Consider the following 18,070-nt stretch of genomic DNA (forward strand, 5'->3'; position numbering starts at 1 on the left):
GCTACAGAGCAATTGTTTCAGCGGATGTGAGCAAGCACACCTTGCAACTCATCCAGCGAGTTGTAGCGGATCACCAATTGTCCTTTTCCCTTCTGCCCGTGGCGGATCTGGACTGCAGACCCCAAACGCTCGGCCAGACGCTGCTCGAGGCGGCTGATGTCGGGGTCGGTCTTGGCAGGTTCCGCAGGGGTTTCCTTGCCGCTGAGCCACTGCCTGACCAGTGCTTCTGTCTGGCGTACGGTCAGCCCGCGTGCGACAACATGTCGCGCGCCTTCGACCTGCCTTTCTTCCGGCAGACCGAGCAAGGCACGTGCATGCCCCATCTCCAGGTCACCGTGAGAGAGCATGGTCTTGATCACTTCAGGCAGCGCAATCAGTCGTAACAGGTTGGCCACACTGACCCGCGACTTGCCGACGGCATCGGCCACCTGCTGCTGGGTCAGCTGGAATTCCTGCTGCAGACGCTGCAACGCCATCGCTTCTTCGATGGGATTGAGGTCTTCGCGCTGGATGTTTTCGATAAGCGCCATGGCGATGGCGGTTTCATCCGGCACATCGCGAACCATGGCCGGAATCGTCTCCACGCCAGCCTGCTGACTGGCGCGCCAGCGACGCTCACCGGCAATGATTTCAAAACGGTTGTCGCCGATCGGGCGAATCACGATCGGCTGCATCACGCCCTGGGACTTGATCGACTGCGCGAGTTCTTCAAGCGCCTGAGGGTCCATGTCGCGACGCGGCTGGTACTTGCCGCGCTGGATAAGGTCCAGCGGCACATGCTGCAGCTCGCTTGCTGGCGCCTTGACGGCCTGTTCTTCCAGCGTACTGACGGTTGGACTGCTCAGAAGTGCGTCCAACCCACGTCCGAGACCTCGTTTCTTGACGGCCATGGGAATTCCTTAGGTTGGCTGAGCGGTTTTCGCACCGCGACGTTGACGACGAACCAGCTCACTGGCGAGCGCCAGATAAGCCAGCGCCCCCCGGGAAGACTTGTCGTAGGCCAGCACCGGCATGCCGAAACTCGGCGCCTCGGCCAGCCTGATGTTTCTCGGGATGACGGTGTCGTACAGCTGCTCACCAAAGTGCTCCTTGAGCTGAGCAGAGACATCGTTGATCAGGCTCAGACGCGGGTCGTACATGGTGCGCAGCAAGCCTTCGATCTTCAGTTGCGGATTGAGCAACTCGCCGATTCGCTTGATGTTATCCACAAGGTCGCTAAGACCTTCCAGTGCAAAGTACTCGCATTGCATGGGGATAATCACGCCATCGGACGCCACCAGGGCGTTGAGCGTGAGCATCGACAGCGAGGGTGGGCAGTCGATGAGAATGTAATCGTAGTTTTCGCGGATCGGCGCCAGCGCGTTGCGCAAACGGCTCTCCTTCATCTGCATTTCCAGCAGTACCACCTCGCCTGCAGTCAGGTCGCGGTTGGCCGGAAGCAGTTGATAACCACCGTGCTCGGAAAACTGCATGGCCTCGGCCAGGTCACATTCGCCAATCAGCAGGTCGTAGACGGAGTTTTCGAGGTTATGTTTATCCACACCGCTCCCCATGGTCGCATTGCCCTGGGGATCGAGGTCGATGAGCAGCACGCGTCGTTTGGTAGCGACCAGTGACGCGGCGAGGTTGATGCATGTGGTGGTCTTGCCTACCCCACCTTTCTGGTTCGCTATCGCGAATACCTTAGCCATTATCGCTTGTGTTCCCAATCATGCCGTGCGGCGCAGTATCAGCAGATGGCGTTGGCCTTGGCAACCCGGAACGGTCAAGGCTTGTGCGCTATCGAGGTGAAAATCCGTGGGCAATGCTACCAGTTCATCGGCAGGATGCAGCCCTTTCATCGCCAGCCAGCGTGTCTGTGTGTCGCCCATGTGGCGAGTCCATCCGGCAAAGTCTTCCAGACTGCTGAACGCCCGGGAAATGATTCCGTTGAACGGTACATCCGGCTGATAGGTTTCAGCGCGACTGTGGATAACCTCAAGGTTATCCAGCTTCAGCTCCAGTTTGACCTGGGTCTGGAAGCGGGTCTTCTTGCCGTTGCTGTCCAGCAGCGAGACGTTCATCTGCGGAAACATGATCGCCATGGGGATGCCGGGCATCCCACCGCCGCTGCCCACATCAAGCCAACGTTCGTTTTCGGCGTCACTGTCGATGAAAGGAATCACGCTGAGGCTGTCGAGCAAGTGCCGGGACACCATTTCGTCCGGGTTACGCACAGCCGTGAGGTTGTACGCCTTGTTCCACTTGATCAAAAGCGCCAGATAGGCCAGCAGCTGCTCGTGCTGGACCGGCGTGAGCTCGATGCCCAGAGCGCGTGCGCCTGTGGATAACTCTTCGGCGTGTTGCGGGGTGACCATCGAACTCAAGCGCTTTGCTCCAACTGACGGCCGGCGCCGCGTTTTTTCAAGTGAATCATCAACAGGGAAATCGCTGCTGGCGTAACACCTGGAATGCGGGACGCCTGCCCCAGGGTTTCGGGACGCGTTATCCCCAGCTTGCTTTGAATTTCTTTCGACAGACCGGAAATCCCGGCGTAATCGATGTCTTCAGGCAGCTTCGTGTCTTCGCTCGCACGCAAACGGGCGATTTCGTCCTGTTGCCGATCAATGTAACCAGCGTATTTGGTCTTGATCTCGACCTGCTCGGCGACTTGCGGATCAGTGCAACCCTCACCGGTGAGGGAGATCAGGCTGGCGTAATCGATTTCCGGACGCGTCAGCAGATTGAGCAGATTGTATTCGTGGGTCAGTGGCGTACCGAAATGCGCCGCGATGGCATCGCCTTGTTCAGTACCCGGACGAACCCAGGTGCTCTTCAGACGTTGTTCTTCCAGCGCGATGTTTTCACGTTTGGTGCAGAACGCAGCCCAACGCGCATCGTCGACCAGACCCAGTTCGCGACCTTTTTCGGTCAGACGCAGGTCGGCGTTGTCTTCACGGAGAATCAAACGGTACTCGGCACGGGATGTGAACATCCGGTAAGGCTCTTGCGTACCCAGCGTGATCAGGTCGTCGACCAGCACGCCGATGTACGCCTCGTCACGACGCGGGCACCAGCTGTCACGCCCCTGCGCGCGCAATGCCGCGTTGGTTCCGGCCAGCAAACCTTGAGCACCCGCTTCTTCGTAGCCGGTTGTGCCGTTGATCTGTCCTGCGAAGAACAGGCCGCCGATCACCTTGGTTTCGAGGCTGTACTTCAGATCGCGCGGGTCGAAGTAGTCGTACTCGATGGCGTAGCCAGGGCGAACGATGTGCGCATTTTCCATACCGCGAATCGAACGAACGATCTGCAATTGCACGTCGAACGGCAGAGACGTGGAGATACCGTTCGGGTACAGCTCGTGGGTCGTCAAACCTTCCGGCTCGATGAAGACCTGATGGCTTTCCTTGTCGGCAAAGCGGTGGATCTTGTCTTCGATCGACGGGCAATAGCGCGGGCCGATCCCTTCGATCACGCCGGAATACATCGGCGAGCGATCAAGGTTGGACGCAATGATTTCGTGTGTCCGCGCATTGGTGTGGGTAATCCAGCAACTCACCTGCGAGGGGTGCTGTTCCTTGGAGCCCATGAACGACATGACTGGAATCGGCGTATCGCCCGGTTGTTCGGTCATCACCGAAAAATCCACAGAGCGGCCATCGATGCGCGGCGGCGTGCCTGTTTTCAGCCGGCCTACACGCAATGGCAATTCGCGCAGACGGTGTGCAAGCGCGATAGACGGCGGATCACCTGCACGGCCACCCGAATAATTCTGCATACCGATGTGGATAAGACCGCCCAGAAACGTGCCGGTGGTCAATACAACGGAATCGGCCATGAAACGCAGGCCCATTTGCGTCACCACACCACGGACCTGGTCCTGTTCAACGATCAAGTCATCGCAGGATTGCTGAAATATCCACAGGTTCGCCTGGTTTTCGAGCGTTTCGCGAATAGCGGCCTTGTACAGAACACGGTCTGCCTGGGCACGGGTCGCCCGTACGGCCGGGCCTTTACGGCTGTTCAACACGCGGAACTGAATGCCGCCCTTGTCAGTGGCCATGGCCATCGCACCGCCGAGGGCGTCGATTTCTTTGACCAGATGACTTTTGCCAATGCCGCCGATCGCAGGGTTGCAGCTCATCTGGCCGAGGGTTTCCACGTTATGCGTCAACAGCAGGGTTTTGACACCCATGCGTGCCGACGCAAGTGCGGCCTCGGTACCGGCATGACCGCCACCGATGACGATCACTTCAAAACGGGAAGGGAAATCCACCACGCACCTCGTGCCTGTTGTCGATGGGAAATTGGGATAGCTGACAAGTATAGGGACTTACCCCACCTGAATGAAACCCGTTGCACAAAATTTAACCAGCTGTGGAAAACTCGCGAATAAAGAAAATAAAAAGGAAAGAAAGTTTATAAAGCCTTGTTTTTATGTTTATTCTTACTGAGCAACGTTTCTGTGGATAGATTGCTACAGGCCTTTATCTGCTTTGTGTACAGAGAATTAAAAGTCTGTGTTCATGTGCCAATGAGGGGTTGGGATAACTGCCCTGAGCCTGTGGATTAAAGTGCACTTTGTCCACAGGCGGGTTTATCTTCAGGTTTCAGGCCCGGTTATCAACCGAGCTGAAGCGTGGTTATGCACAGGGCTTATTTTACGGAAAATGATGAAATCAGAGCTCTGTCGAAGGATGGTCAGTCAAAAAGGGGCTGCCTGATCGTCACAGAGAGGGCATCTCGAAGCGCGTTGTGTATTGAAGCGATCAATCGTCGGCTACAGGAATCATGATCAGGCAATGCGACGGGGGAACGTTTTGGTAGCGCGGAGGGGGTTATCAACAGGCAGCAGGGACGGTTGCCGTCCCTTCAGACTGACTCAGGGGGTGAGAAAGCTGGTTGCCTGACACTGTCAGATGAGAAGCATCTGTTATTGAGGGACTATTTTCCGATGCAGAAGCTGGAAAAGATCCTGCCGAGCAGGTCATCGGAGCTGAAAGCACCGGTGATTTCACCCAGGGACTGCTGAGCCTGGCGCAAATCCTCCGCCAACAGCTCTCCAGCGCCGGCAAGCGTCAATTGTGCCCTGCCGTGCTCAAGGGAGTCACTGGCATGGCGCAGGGCTTCAAGGTGACGCCGACGGGCGCTGAAGCTGCTTTCAGACGTCTGTTCATACCCCATGCACGCTTTGAGATGTTCACGCAGAAGTTCCAGACCTTCGCCACCGGCCCTGGCGCTCAGGCTGATGGTGACATGGCCGTCCGGGCTGGTTTCCAGGCCTGTGAGGTCGCCGCTCAGGTCTGACTTGTTCCGAATCAGTGTGACCTTGGCCGGGTCCGGCCGCTCTTCCAGAAACTCAGGCCACAGGGCAAAGGGATCATTCGCTTCCGGTGCTGTGGCATCCACCACCAGCAGGATCCTGTCCGCCTCACCAATCGCCTTGAGCGCACGTTGTACACCGATCATTTCGACCTGATCCTGTGTGTCCCGCAAGCCTGCGGTGTCCACCACGTGCAATGGCATTCCGTCGATGTGGATATGTTCACGCAGTACGTCGCGAGTAGTGCCGGCGATCTCGGTGACGATCGCAGCCTCACGTCCAGCCAGTGCATTGAGCAGACTGGATTTGCCCGCGTTCGGCCTGCCAGCAATGACCACGGTCATGCCGTCGCGCAACAATGCTCCCTGCCCGGCTTCGCGCAAGACTGTGGATAACTCGGCACGCACTTCGTCGAGCATGCTCAGTACATGGCCATCGGCAAGAAAGTCGATTTCCTCTTCCGGGAAGTCGATCGCCGCTTCCACGTAGATTCGCAGACCGATCAGTTTCTCGGTCAACTTATCCACACGCTGGGAAAAAGCACCCTGCAACGAGCGCAATGCATTGCGGGCAGCCTGTGCAGAACTTGCCTCAATCAGATCGGCAATCGCTTCGGCCTGTGCCAGGTCCAGCTTATCGTTGAGAAACGCACGCTCGCTGAATTCACCCGGGCGGGCCAGCCGGCTGCCCAATTCCAGGCAGCGCTGCAGCAACATATCGAGCACGATCGGACCACCGTGGCCCTGCAGTTCCAGAACATCTTCGCCGGTAAAGGAGTTGGGGCCAGGGAAGAACAGTGCGATGCCTTCGTCCAGTGTCTGGCCAGATGCATCTGCGAACGGTCCGTAATGGGCATAACGGGGTTTGGGCTCACGCCCGATTATCGCCTGAGCCGCTTTGCTGGCCAGCGGACCTGAAATACGGACAATGCCGACGCCACCACGACCTTGAGCAGTGGCGATGGCAGCGATGGTTTCACGAGGGACGTTCATGGTCCGGCTCCTGGACAACTGACAGATAGCAAAACGCCCCACGAGGGGGCGCTTTGTGAAACTTATTCACAGGTTAGATCAGACAGCTGCTTTCTTGGTAGCGGCTTCGATCTTGCGAGTGATGTACGCCTGCTGAGCGATCGACAGGGTGTTGTTCACAACCCAGTACAGAACCAGACCGGCAGGGAACCACAAGAAGAAGAACGTGAAGATGATTGGCATCATTTTCATGACCTTGGCCTGCATCGGATCCGGAGGAGTCGGGTTCAGACGCTGCTGAATGAACATGGTCGCGCCCATGATGATCGGCAGGATGAAGAACGGATCCTTGATCGACAGGTCGGTAATCCACAGGATCCATGGAGCCTGACGCATTTCCACGCTTTCCAGCAGTACCCAGTACAGCGACAGGAAAACCGGCATCTGTACAAGAATCGGCAAGCATCCACCCAGCGGGTTGATCTTCTCTTTCTTGTACAACTCCATCATCGCCTGGGACATTTTCTGGCGATCATCGCCATGTTGTTCCTTCAGCAAGGCCAGTTTCGGAGCCACGGCGCGCATGCGTGCCATGGATTTGTAGCTGGCTGCGGAGAGCGGGAAGAACAGGCCCTTGATCAGCATGGTCAGAACAATGATCGACCAGCCCCAGTTCCCGAGAATTGCGTGGATATGTTGCAGCAGCCAGAAGATAGGCTGGGCAATGAACCACAGGAAGCCGTAGTCGACAGTCAGTTCCAGACCTGGGGATAACTCTTTGAGTACCGCCTGGCTTTTCGGACCTGCATACAAGGTCGCGGTCGCCTCGCCTTTGGCGCCCGGAGCAACGGTCAACGTCGGGCTGGTGAAGCCGATGATGTAGTTACCCTGGCTGTCTTTGCGAGTCTGAACCAGGTTTGCCGCGTTGTGATCAGGGATCCACGCCGTCACAAAGTAGTGTTGCAACCAGGCAACCCAGCCACCTTGGACCGTTTCCTTGACCTGACCCTTGTCGATATCTTTCATCGACACTTTTTTGTAGGGCTCTGCAGCTGTCCACAGTGCCGCACCCAGATAGGTGGCGGTACCGGTAGCCGTGGTCGACGATGGATCGGAACTGGCGTCGCGCTTCAATTGTGCGAACAGATTACCAGCCCAAGGCTGAGCGCTCTGGTTATCCACAACGTAGGTCACGACCAGGTCGTAAAGGCCACGTTTGAATGTGAAACGCTTGATGTAATTGATGCCGTTTTCCGAGAACTTCAGGTCCACGACCATATCGTTCTGGCCATCAGCCAGTTGATAAGTCTTCTGAGTGGACGTGTAAACCGGACGACCGGCGGCACGAGCATCGGGACCGTTGGTACCCGTCAGGCCGCTTTGGGCCAGAAAAGTACGCTCGCCACCGTTGTCGAACAGCTGAAACGGCACTTCAGGACGGTCCTGACGACGAGGGTAAAGAGGCAGACGAAGCTGAACCACGTCACCACCCACCGGATCGATCGCCAGATCGAGCACGTCGGTCTTGACCTGAATCAGGTCTTTGCTGGCTACGGCCGGAGTTTCAAGAGGAGCCGCGGCATTGGTTGCGTTCGCGCTTGGAACATCAGCGCTGGCGGAACCATTATTACCAGCAGCCGTATCCGGAATACCCGGTGCGGTGTTGCTGGCTGCAACATTCTGGGTCGGCATGGCTGCCTGACCGTAGTCCTGGTTCCATTTCAGAACCCCGACGTAGGTCACGATTGCCAGGGCGACGATCAGGATCGTGCGTTTAATATCCATGATTACTCGGCCATCGAAGAAGAACGGGAGGTGGGGACAGGTGGAACCGGGTCATAACCACCGGGATTCCACGGATGACAGCGACCCAGGCGGCGCATTGCCAGCCAGCCGCCGCGCAAAAGGCCATGATTATCGATGGCTTCATACGCGTAGCAGGAGCAACTGGGGTAGAAACGACAGTGACTGGCCATCAGCGGGCTAATGGCATAGCGATAAAACTGGATCGGAACGAGCGCCAGTTTACGCATCGGGACTGTCCACCCCTGCAGGTTCGGTTTTTGTCTGCGGAGCAGGTTGGCTGCGTGCCAGACGTTTCCACAGCTTGCCGAAATGCTGAATCAGTTCAGGGTTTTCTACATCACCCAAACCTTTACGCGCGACGATAACGATATCCCAACCGACCAAGCTGTCTTGGTGTTGGCGAAATGATTCGCGCATCAGGCGTTTCAAACGATTGCGCTGAACGGAGAGCTTGACGCTCTTTTTACCTATAACCAGCCCCAGGCGGGGATGATCGAGGTCGTTGTTGCGCGCAAGGAGCAGGAGATTTTTCCCCGGAACCTTGCCGGTAGGGGAGTCAAAGACTGCCTTGAAATGCCGGGGAGTCAGCAAACGCTTTTCCCGACTGAAGTCTCGACTCACCTCCTGTGCCGATTTATCAAACTGCCAGACGCTTACGGCCTTTGGCGCGACGACGCGACAGAACGGCACGGCCGTTTTTGGTGGCCATACGTGCACGGAAACCGTGGGTGCGGGCGCGCTTGATAGTGCTGGGTTGGAAAGTACGTTTCATGGCGTGTTACCTGGTTCGTCCACTACGGGCCGGAATGGCCCCCGTTTTAAGAGACCGGGGATTCTAGAGAAAGCAGGCCCGCAGGTCAATTTCCAACCAGCTTTTCTTCAATAACGGTCTATAGGGGTATTTTTCCGTCTTCTGTGGGAGGGAACCCTCACGTACCTGACCGTTGTTATAGAAATAAAGAAGGAGAGTATTTAAAGCTTTTTTATAAAGCTTATAATTCTTACGTCGCTCATATCTGTGGATAAAACGCTAGAGACCTGATTTTACATGGTGTACAGCGTTTCAAAAGGCTGTCGAGAAACCGTGCCCTGCCTGTGCTGCAACCTCGGAAAAGCTGTGCATGAATAGCTGTTTTATCCACAGGCGCGTTATCCACAGACTTCAACCCCGACTTATGCAATGGGCTGAAGTGTTCTTATCCACAGACCTTATGCACATACCGTTCGTCGCGTGTCAGCCCTCCAAATCAATGATTTATAGCCGACTGTTAGCAACCTACATGTGGATAAGTCTTCAGCGGACCGTTACAATGGCGGCTGTTTTTGCCTCACCGGCTTTCGACTTAGGGGATATCCGTGTCAGTGGAACTTTGGCAGCAGTGCGTGGAGCTTTTGCGCGATGAGCTGCCTGCCCAGCAATTCAACACCTGGATCCGTCCGCTACAGGTCGAAGCCGAAGGCGACGAGTTGCGTGTCTATGCGCCAAACCGCTTCGTGCTTGATTGGGTCAATGAGAAATACCTCAGCCGATTGCTTGAGCTCCTTGGCGAACACGGTCAGGGGATGGCGCCTGCGCTTTCCTTATTAATAGGAAGCAAACGCAGCTCTGCTCCTCGTGCAGCGCCCAACGCGCCGCTGGCTGCCGCTGCTTCGCATGCCTTGTCTGCCAGCTCCACCAACAGCGCTCAGGCACCTGCGCCGGTCCCCGCGCCGGTTGCCCAGGCTGCAGCGTCGCCCTCTCCTGTCCAGGAGATGCCGGTTCACAACGAGCCGTCGCGCGACAGTTTCGATCCCATGGCCGGTGCAAGTTCGCAACAGGCACCCGCCCGTGCCGAACAACGCACCGTTCAGGTGGAAGGTGCGCTCAAGCACACCAGCTACCTGAACCGCACATTCACGTTTGAGAACTTCGTTGAAGGTAAATCCAACCAACTGGCGCGCGCAGCTGCCTGGCAGGTCGCGGATAACCCGAAGCACGGCTATAACCCGCTGTTTTTATATGGCGGTGTCGGCCTGGGTAAAACGCACTTGATGCATGCTGTGGGTAACCACTTGCTCAAGAAAAACCCCAATGCCAAGGTTGTCTACCTGCATTCGGAGCGTTTCGTAGCCGATATGGTCAAGGCGCTGCAGCTCAATGCGATCAACGAGTTCAAGCGTTTCTACCGCTCGGTCGATGCGCTGCTGATCGATGACATTCAATTCTTCGCCCGCAAGGAACGTTCGCAGGAAGAGTTTTTCCACACGTTCAATGCTCTCCTTGAAGGTGGACAGCAGGTCATCCTGACCAGCGACCGTTATCCGAAAGAGATCGAAGGCCTTGAAGAACGTCTCAAGTCGCGTTTCGGATGGGGTCTGACGGTAGCGGTCGAGCCACCCGAACTGGAAACCCGCGTCGCGATTCTCATGAAGAAGGCAGACCAGGCCAAGGTCGATCTGCCCCATGATGCGGCGTTCTTCATCGCGCAACGCATTCGCTCCAACGTCCGTGAACTCGAGGGCGCGCTCAAGCGAGTCATCGCGCACTCTCACTTCATGGGCCGTGACATCACGATCGAACTGATTCGTGAATCGCTGAAAGATCTGCTCGCTCTTCAAGACAAGCTGGTGAGTGTGGATAACATTCAGCGCACCGTTGCCGAGTATTACAAGATCAAGATCTCCGACCTGTTGTCCAAGCGTCGTTCCCGCTCCGTAGCCCGTCCAAGACAGGTTGCGATGGCGTTGTCCAAAGAGCTGACCAACCACAGTCTGCCGGAAATCGGTGACGTGTTTGGCGGTCGCGACCACACGACTGTTCTGCACGCGTGCCGAAAGATCAACGAACTCAAGGAATCCGATGCGGATATCCGCGAGGACTACAAGAACCTGCTGCGCACTCTGACTACGTGATGACGCCAGTGCAGCTTATTAAGGCAAGGGACTAGACCATGCATTTCACCATTCAACGCGAAGCCCTGTTGAAACCCCTGCAATTGGTGGCCGGCGTGGTTGAACGCCGTCAGACCTTGCCGGTGCTATCCAACGTCTTGATGGTCGTCGAAGGCCAGCAACTGTCGCTGACCGGTACCGACCTTGAAGTCGAACTGGTTGGACGCGTGCAGTTGGAAGAGCCAGCCGAACCTGGGGAAATCACTGTCCCTGCGCGCAAGCTGATGGACATCTGCAAAAGCTTGCCCAACGATGCCCTCATCGACATCAAGGTCGATGACGCCAAGTTGGTGGTAAAAGCCGGTCGTAGCCGTTTTACGTTGTCCACGTTGCCTGCCAACGACTTCCCTACCGTGGAAGAAGGTCCGGGCTCGCTGACGTTCCAGCTGGGTCAAAGCAAGCTGCGCCGTTTGATCGAGCGCACCAGCTTCGCCATGGCTCAGCAGGACGTGCGCTATTACCTCAACGGCATGTTGCTTGAGGTGAGCGCAGGTGTACTGCGCGCTGTGGCCACCGATGGCCACCGCCTTGCAATGTGTTCCATGACTGCCGACATCGAACACGCTGATCGCCATCAGGTCATCGTGCCGCGCAAAGGCATTCTGGAAATGGCGCGTCTGCTGACAGAGCAGGATGGCATTGTCAGCATCGTACTGGGTCAACACCATATCCGCGCAACCACAGGCGAGTTCACCTTCACCTCGAAGCTGGTCGACGGCAAGTTCCCGGACTATGAGCGCGTGCTGCCAAAAGGTGGTGACAAGTTGGTATTGGGTGATCGTCAGGCCTTGCGTGAAGCGTTCAGCCGTACTGCGATTCTGTCCAACGAAAAATACCGCGGCATTCGTCTGCAGCTGGCCAGTGGTCAGCTCAAGATTCAGGCCAACAACCCTGAGCAGGAAGAGGCGGAAGAAGAAATCGGCGTTGAGTACAACGGCGACTCGCTGGAAATCGGTTTCAACGTCAGCTACCTGCTCGACGTTCTGGGCGTGATGACCACTGAACAAGTGCGTTTGATTCTGTCTGACTCCAACAGCAGTGCGCTGGTGCAGGAATCAGACAACGATGACTCGGCGTACGTTGTCATGCCGATGCGCCTGTAACTCATGTACAGCGCAACCTAGATGTCTCTCAGCCGCATCTCGGTCACCGGGGTGCGCAATTTGCACCCGGTGACCCTCTCCCCCTCCCCGCGTATCAACATCCTTTACGGTGCCAACGGCAGCGGAAAAACCAGCGTACTGGAAGCCATCCACTTGCTGGGTATCGCTCGCTCGTTTCGCAGCAGCCGTCTGCTTCCTGTCATTCAGTATGAGCAACCATCTTGCACGGTCTTCGGCCAGGTCGAACTTGCGCAAGGTGGCCATAGCAGCCTGGGTGTTGCGCGTGACAGGCAGGGCGAGTTCCAGATTCGCATCGATGGGCAGAATGCACGCAGTGCTGCGCAGCTTGCTGAGATCCTTCCGCTTCAGCTCATCAATCCTGACAGTTTCAGATTGCTTGAGGGCGCGCCCAAGATTCGGAGGCAGTTTCTGGATTGGGGAGTGTTCCACGTGGAACCTCGTTTCATGGCCACTTGGCAGCGGCTCCAGAAGGCCTTGAGGCAGCGAAACTCATGGCTTCGGCATGGTACACTTGACGCCGCTTCGCAGGCGGCATGGGACCGAGAACTGTGCCTGGCGAGTGATGAAATCGATGAGTTTCGTCGCGCTTACATCAAGGCATTGAAGCCAGTCTTTGAACAAACTTTGAGCGAACTTGTTGAACTCGAAGGTTTGACCCTGAGCTACTACCGAGGATGGGATAAGGAAAAAGAGTTGAGCACCGTGCTCGCTTCTTCCCTGAATCGCGATCAGCAGATGGGCCATACACAGGCCGGACCACAACGCGCTGATTTGCGCCTTAGATTGGGCGCTCACAACGCCGCGGATATTTTGTCCCGGGGTCAGCAGAAGTTGGTGGTCTGTGCGTTGCGCATCGCGCAAGGACATCTGGTTAGTCAGGTCCGGCGCGGGCAGTGTATCTATCTCGTCGATGACTTGCCTTCCGAACTGGATGACAACCATCGCCGGGCGCTTTGCCGTTTGCTGGAAGAATTACGCTGCCAGGTATTTATCACCTGTGTAGATCAAGAATTTTTGAGGGAAGGCTGGCAGACGGAAACGCCAGTCGCTTTGTTCCACGTGGAACAAGGCCGTATCACCCAGACCCACGACCATCGGGAGTGATTGCATGAGCGAAAATCAAACGTACGACTCGTCCAGCATTAAAGTGCTGAAAGGACTCGATGCCGTACGCAAGCGTCCCGGAATGTACATCGGCGATACAGACGACGGTAGCGGTCTGCATCACATGGTATTCGAAGTGGTTGATAACTCGATCGACGAAGCATTGGCAGGCCATTGCGACGACATCAGTATCATCATTCATCCTGACGAATCGATCACGGTCCGCGACAACGGTCGCGGTATTCCTGTAGACGTGCACAAAGAGGAAGGCGTATCGGCAGCCGAGGTCATCATGACCGTGCTTCACGCTGGCGGTAAGTTCGACGACAACTCGTACAAGGTATCCGGCGGCCTGCACGGCGTGGGTGTCTCGGTAGTAAACGCGCTTTCGGAAATTCTGCTGCTGACCGTGCGTCGCAGCGGCAAGATCTGGGAACAGACCTATGTTCATGGTGTTCCACAGGAACCGATGAAGATCGTAGGTGAAAGCGATACCACGGGTACTCAGATCCACTTCAAACCGTCTGCCGACACGTTCAAGAACATCCACTTCAGCTGGGACATCCTGGCCAAGCGGATACGTGAACTGTCGTTCCTGAACTCCGGTGTCGGCATCATGCTGAAGGACGAGCGCAGCGGTAAGGAAGAGCTGTTCAAATACGAAGGCGGCCTGCGCGCATTTGTTGAATACCTGAACACCAACAAGACGCCGGTCAACGAAGTGTTCCACTTCAACGTCCAGCGTGACGATGGGGTGGGCGTCGAGATCGCGTTGCAGTGGAACGACAGCTTCAACGAGAACCTGTTGTGCTTCACAAATAACATTCCGCAGCGCGACGGCGGTACTCACCTGGTCGGCTTCCGCTCCGCACTGACCCGTAACCTGAACAACTACATTGAGCAGGAAGGTCTGGCCAAGAAGCACAAGGTCGCCACCACCGGTGACGATGCGCGTGAAGGTTTGACAGCGATCATCTCCGTAAAAGTGCCTGATCCCAAGTTCAGCTCGCAGACCAAAGACAAGCTGGTTTCGTCTGAAGTCAAAACCGCCGTTGAACAAGAGATGGGTAAATACTTCTCGGACTTCCTGCTGGAAAACCCAAACGAAGCCAAGGCTGTTGTCGGCAAGATGATCGACGCTGCGCGCGCTCGTGAAGCCGCTCGCAAGGCCCGCGAAATGACCCGCCGTAAAGGCGCATTGGACATCGCAGGTCTGCCAGGCAAACTGGCTGACTGCCAAGAGAAAGACCCTGCCCTCTCCGAACTCTACTTGGTGGAAGGGGACTCTGCTGGCGGATCAGCCAAGCAGGGGCGTAACCGTAAAACCCAGGCCATCCTGCCGCTCAAGGGCAAGATCCTGAACGTTGAAAAAGCGCGTTTCGACAAGATGATCTCTTCGCAGGAAGTGGGCACCTTGATCACTGCGTTGGGCTGCGGTATCGGCCGTGAAGAGTACAACATCGACAAGTTGCGTTATCACAACATCATCATCATGACCGATGCTGACGTCGACGGTTCTCACATCCGTACGTTGCTGCTGACCTTCTTCTTCCGTCAGCTTCCCGAGCTAATCGAGCGTGGCTACATCTACATCGCTCAGCCGCCGCTGTACAAGGTCAAGAAAGGCAAGCAGGAGCAGTACATCAAAGACGACGAGGCCATGGAAGAGTACATGACCCAGTCGGCTCTGGAAGACGCCAGCCTGCACCTCAGCGAGTCGGCTCCGGGCATCTCCGGTGAGGCGCTGCAGCGTCTGGTCAACGACTTCCGCATGGTCATGAAGACGCTCAAGCGTCTGTCGCGCCTGTACCCTCAGGAACTGACCGAGCACTTTGTCTACCTGCCTCCTGTCACGCTTGAGCAGCTTTCCGACCACGCTGCCATGCAGTCCTGGCTGGATCTGTTCGATGCACGCCTGCGCACCGGTGAGAAGTCGGGTCTGGTCTACAAGGCCAGCCTGCGCGAAGACCGCGAACGTAACGTCTGGCTGCCAGAGGTCGAACTGATCTCCCACGGTCTGTCGAACTACGTCACCTTCAACCGCGACTTCTTCGGCAGCAACGACTACAAGACTGTCACCGCCCTGGGCCTGCAGATCAGCTCGCTGCTGGAAGAAGGTGCCTATGTGCAACGTGGCGAGCGCAAGAAGCAGGTGACGGAGTTCAAGGACGCCCTCGCCTGGCTGATGGCCGAAAGCACCAAGCGCCACACCATTCAGCGATACAAAGGTCTGGGTGAGATGAACCCGGATCAGCTGTGGGAAACCACCATGGACCCAAGCGTGCGCCGCATGCTCAAGGTCACCATCGAAGACGCCATCGGCGCTGATCAGATCTTCAACACCTTGATGGGTGATGCGGTCGAGCCACGTCGTGACTTCATCGAAAGCAATGCGCTGGCAGTGTCCAACCTGGACTTCTGATCCAGAACGCATGTTTCACCCTCAACCCCGGCGAAAGCCGGGGTTTTTGTTTGCATGCGTTCTGGAATTGTTACCGGATTACAGGATCAGGCAAGAGACACGTCAACTCTCGCAAAACCGAATCCGGTTCCCGAATGGGTCATAAACCTCAAGCACTTTCCCCCACCCCTGCTCCACGATATCGGGACGTCCATACCCATAACGCTTGGCCTGTAATTCATCGCGAAGCATTTCGATGTTCTGAGTGGGAATAAATACTGTCGATCCAGGGCTGCTATCGCCGTGATGCTCTGAGAGGTGGATCCGCAAACCGTCCCTGATGATGCCCAGATACAACGGCAGATCCGCTTCAAAGCGGTGCTCGAACTCCACGCTGAAGGCCAGGAAGTCCAGGTAAAACTCGCGGGCCTTGGCTTCGTCGAACATCCGAAGTATCGGTATAGGGCTTTTGAAGGTAGTGGCGGTGGGCTGAGGTGTTTCTCGTGGCAGCAGGGCTGAGGCCGTGTTCCAGTCCTTGTAGCCGAGTTGCCGGGAAACCAGCTCCAGCGCTTCGGAGTGGGACACGTTGTGATCACGTGCTGCCAACGCTGCACGCAGCGTCTTGGCCAGCAGTTTGGCGTTCTCGATGGATAACATCATTTCTCCCTGAGTCGAAGCATGCTGGTGCCCGCGTTGCCAAGCCTCGACCGGTCGATAACGATGCAGTTGAGTTAGGAGTCGCAATGCTTTCACCTTCCTTGCGGAGCGAGCGGCGGGCAGCATCGGCCTGAGCTGGATAGTACACAGGCAACATTCGAAGCGAAAGTCGGCAACTGTATGCAGAAACTCGGGGTGTCTGGTTTCTATGAAAATCGTCATTTGAAATGCAATAAAAAACCGACCTCAAACGGGTCGGTTTTTTTGTATCACCAAAACTTATGCACGTTTTTGGCTTGTTAATGGCTTTAAGAAATAAATAAAGCTATCAATAGGTTACGTACGTTTTTCAGCGCTTATCGAAAAAGCGTACACAGGTTATCCACAAAATCAGGCCGGGACTTTTTCGCCGCTCGCTACCGGTGCAGCCGGCGAGCCCAGTGCACGCTGAGTGTCCTCGTTCCACGTCTGAACGCGCTCATTCAGTGCGGCGATGGCACGGGGTCCTGTGCCTTCGGCGTACATCGGTTCGCCGATCACGACCTGAATCGTGCCGGGCTTTTTCGCCCAGCCGTCTCTCGGCCAGTACTTGCCTGCGTTATGGGCTATCGGCAGCACCGGCAGATCGGCGTTGACCGCCAGGGCCGTACCGCCGCGGGAAAACTTACCCACCTGGCCATACGGCACTCGGGTGCCTTCCGGGAAGATCAAAACCCAGATTCCATCCTTGAGCAGTTCGTCGCCCTTTTTGGCGATCGCCTTGAGCGCAGCCTTGGGGTTATCACGATCAATCGCGATAGGACGAAGCATGGCCATGGCCCAGCCAAAGAACGGGACGTAGAGCAGCTCGCGCTTGAGCACCTGGCTCATTGGCTCGAAGTACGCCGACAGGAAGAAGGTTTCCCACGTGCTCTGATGGTTGGAGATGATCACGCAAGGTGTCTTCGGAACGTTCTCGGCGCCGGTGACTTCGACCTTGATGTCGAGGAACACACGGGTCAGCCAAATGGCGCAGCGGCACCAGTAGACGTTGATGAATCGATAACGAGCCTTGAATGGCATGAATGGCGCGATGAAAAAGCTCAACGTGCACCACAGCAGCGAGCTGGTGCCCAGCAACAGGTAGAAGAAGAAAGTCCTGATTGCCTGCATGATCGACATAGTTACGTTTACCGTACGGGCAGGTGCCCGCTCCTTGAGCGCTTCAAGCCGAACTTAGGGAGTATTCAGCGAAACACTAGTGTGGATAAGCTCTGCGGCAACCGCCGCCAGATCGTCAAAAACAAGGGTGCCGGTCGGCACGTCGCCAGCCAGGGTCTTCTGACCTTTGCCGGTCTTTACCAGAACAGGCTGACAATCGACGGCCAAAGCCGCCTGCAGGTCACCTTTGCTGTCGCCCACAAACCATAGACCCTTCAGGTCGACTGCGTAATGTCGGGCGATGGTCTGCAACATGCCGGGCCGGGGCTTGCGGCAGTCGCAGCCTTCGTCTGGCCCATGCGGGCAGTAGACGATCAAACCAACCTCGCCACCCTGCTCTGTCACAAGCTCGCGCAGTCGCGCGTGCATGGCGTCCAGAGTGGCCAGATCGTAATAACCTCTGGCAATGCCGGACTGGTTGGTGGCGATGGCCACCGTCCAGCCGGCCTTGCTCAGCGCTGCGATCGCCTGGATCGAGCCGGGAATGGGAGTCCACTCCTCCACCGACTTTATGTAAGCGTCGGAGTCATGGTTGATCACTCCGTCCCGATCCAGTATCAGCAGTTTCAACATC

16 protein-coding genes are annotated in these 18,070 nt (G+C 56.5%); 4 read left to right on the forward strand and 12 right to left on the reverse strand.

Annotated elements, in window-relative coordinates:
* Positions 1-17 precede the first annotated feature (17 nt).
* The 9 genes from JTJ32_RS09260 to rpmH form a co-directional block, all read right to left on the reverse strand.
* Positions 18-890 (reverse strand): ParB/RepB/Spo0J family partition protein, encoded by an 873-nt coding sequence (locus JTJ32_RS09260; RefSeq protein ID WP_210041858.1) that lies wholly within the window; start codon positions 888-890, stop codon positions 18-20.
* 9 nt (positions 891-899) lie between these two features.
* Positions 900-1,691, reverse strand: a complete 792-nt coding sequence (locus JTJ32_RS09265; RefSeq protein WP_083184967.1) for a ParA family protein — start codon at positions 1,689-1,691, stop codon at positions 900-902.
* An 18-nt stretch (positions 1,692-1,709) separates the two neighbouring features.
* Positions 1,710-2,366: a 16S rRNA (guanine(527)-N(7))-methyltransferase RsmG gene (gene rsmG / locus JTJ32_RS09270; protein ID WP_210041859.1), complete on the reverse strand. Its 657-nt coding sequence runs from the start codon at positions 2,364-2,366 to the stop codon at positions 1,710-1,712.
* Positions 2,363-4,255, reverse strand: a complete 1,893-nt coding sequence (gene mnmG / locus JTJ32_RS09275; protein WP_099231086.1) for a tRNA uridine-5-carboxymethylaminomethyl(34) synthesis enzyme MnmG — start codon at positions 4,253-4,255, stop codon at positions 2,363-2,365. The genes rsmG and mnmG overlap by 4 nt, the downstream gene beginning before the upstream one ends.
* A gap of 668 nt (positions 4,256-4,923) precedes the next feature.
* Entirely contained in the window at positions 4,924-6,294 is a 1,371-nt protein-coding gene (mnmE, locus tag JTJ32_RS09280; RefSeq protein ID WP_099231084.1) for a tRNA uridine-5-carboxymethylaminomethyl(34) synthesis GTPase MnmE, read from the reverse strand.
* A gap of 78 nt (positions 6,295-6,372) precedes the next feature.
* Positions 6,373-8,058 carry a membrane protein insertase YidC gene (yidC, locus tag JTJ32_RS09285; RefSeq protein ID WP_099231082.1) on the reverse strand — a complete coding sequence of 562 codons (1,686 nt, stop codon included), beginning with the start codon at positions 8,056-8,058 and terminating at the stop codon, positions 6,373-6,375.
* Between the two features lie 2 nt (positions 8,059-8,060).
* On the reverse strand, positions 8,061-8,306 hold the full coding sequence (yidD, locus tag JTJ32_RS09290; RefSeq protein ID WP_004882449.1) for a membrane protein insertion efficiency factor YidD: 246 nt from the start codon (positions 8,304-8,306) through the stop codon (positions 8,061-8,063).
* Entirely contained in the window at positions 8,299-8,700 is a 402-nt protein-coding gene (rnpA, locus tag JTJ32_RS09295; protein ID WP_004882450.1) for a ribonuclease P protein component, read from the reverse strand. The genes yidD and rnpA overlap by 8 nt, the downstream gene beginning before the upstream one ends.
* Positions 8,701-8,716: 16 nt before the next feature.
* Entirely contained in the window at positions 8,717-8,851 is a 135-nt protein-coding gene (gene rpmH / locus JTJ32_RS09300) for a 50S ribosomal protein L34 (protein ID WP_002551315.1), read from the reverse strand.
* Between the two features lie 584 nt (positions 8,852-9,435).
* Between rpmH and dnaA the strand changes: the two genes are divergently transcribed.
* Genes dnaA through gyrB form a run of 4 tightly spaced genes read left to right on the forward strand, consistent with a single transcriptional unit; the run spans position 9,436 to position 15,660 of the window.
* Positions 9,436-10,971: a chromosomal replication initiator protein DnaA gene (dnaA, locus tag JTJ32_RS09305; protein ID WP_210041860.1), complete on the forward strand. Its 1,536-nt coding sequence runs from the start codon at positions 9,436-9,438 to the stop codon at positions 10,969-10,971.
* A 38-nt stretch (positions 10,972-11,009) separates the two neighbouring features.
* Positions 11,010-12,113, forward strand: coding sequence for a DNA polymerase III subunit beta (gene dnaN, locus JTJ32_RS09310; protein ID WP_099231076.1), 1,104 nt, complete (start codon positions 11,010-11,012; stop codon positions 12,111-12,113).
* A 21-nt stretch (positions 12,114-12,134) separates the two neighbouring features.
* The gene (gene recF, locus JTJ32_RS09315) at positions 12,135-13,238 is read left to right on the forward strand and encodes a DNA replication/repair protein RecF (RefSeq protein WP_004882453.1); all 1,104 of its coding nucleotides are present in this window, start codon (positions 12,135-12,137) and stop codon (positions 13,236-13,238) included.
* A 4-nt stretch (positions 13,239-13,242) separates the two neighbouring features.
* A complete protein-coding gene (gene gyrB / locus JTJ32_RS09320) occupies positions 13,243-15,660 on the forward strand; it encodes a DNA topoisomerase (ATP-hydrolyzing) subunit B (protein WP_004882454.1) in 2,418 nt (805 codons plus the stop codon).
* 102 nt (positions 15,661-15,762) lie between these two features.
* On the opposite strand, the gene JTJ32_RS09325 is transcribed toward gyrB, so the two are convergent.
* From JTJ32_RS09325 to gmhB, 3 genes are all read right to left on the reverse strand, one after another.
* Positions 15,763-16,296 carry a glyoxalase superfamily protein gene (locus tag JTJ32_RS09325; RefSeq protein ID WP_210042199.1) on the reverse strand — a complete coding sequence of 178 codons (534 nt, stop codon included), beginning with the start codon at positions 16,294-16,296 and terminating at the stop codon, positions 15,763-15,765.
* A gap of 390 nt (positions 16,297-16,686) precedes the next feature.
* On the reverse strand, positions 16,687-17,457 hold the full coding sequence (locus JTJ32_RS09330; protein ID WP_210041861.1) for a lysophospholipid acyltransferase family protein: 771 nt from the start codon (positions 17,455-17,457) through the stop codon (positions 16,687-16,689).
* A gap of 54 nt (positions 17,458-17,511) precedes the next feature.
* Positions 17,512-18,069, reverse strand: a complete 558-nt coding sequence (gene gmhB, locus JTJ32_RS09335) for a D-glycero-beta-D-manno-heptose 1,7-bisphosphate 7-phosphatase (protein WP_210041862.1) — start codon at positions 18,067-18,069, stop codon at positions 17,512-17,514.
* Between the last annotated feature and the right edge of the window lies 1 nt (position 18,070).

The organism is Pseudomonas alliivorans, from assembly GCF_017826695.1.
In the GTDB taxonomy this organism is placed as follows: domain Bacteria; phylum Pseudomonadota; class Gammaproteobacteria; order Pseudomonadales; family Pseudomonadaceae; genus Aquipseudomonas; species Aquipseudomonas alliivorans.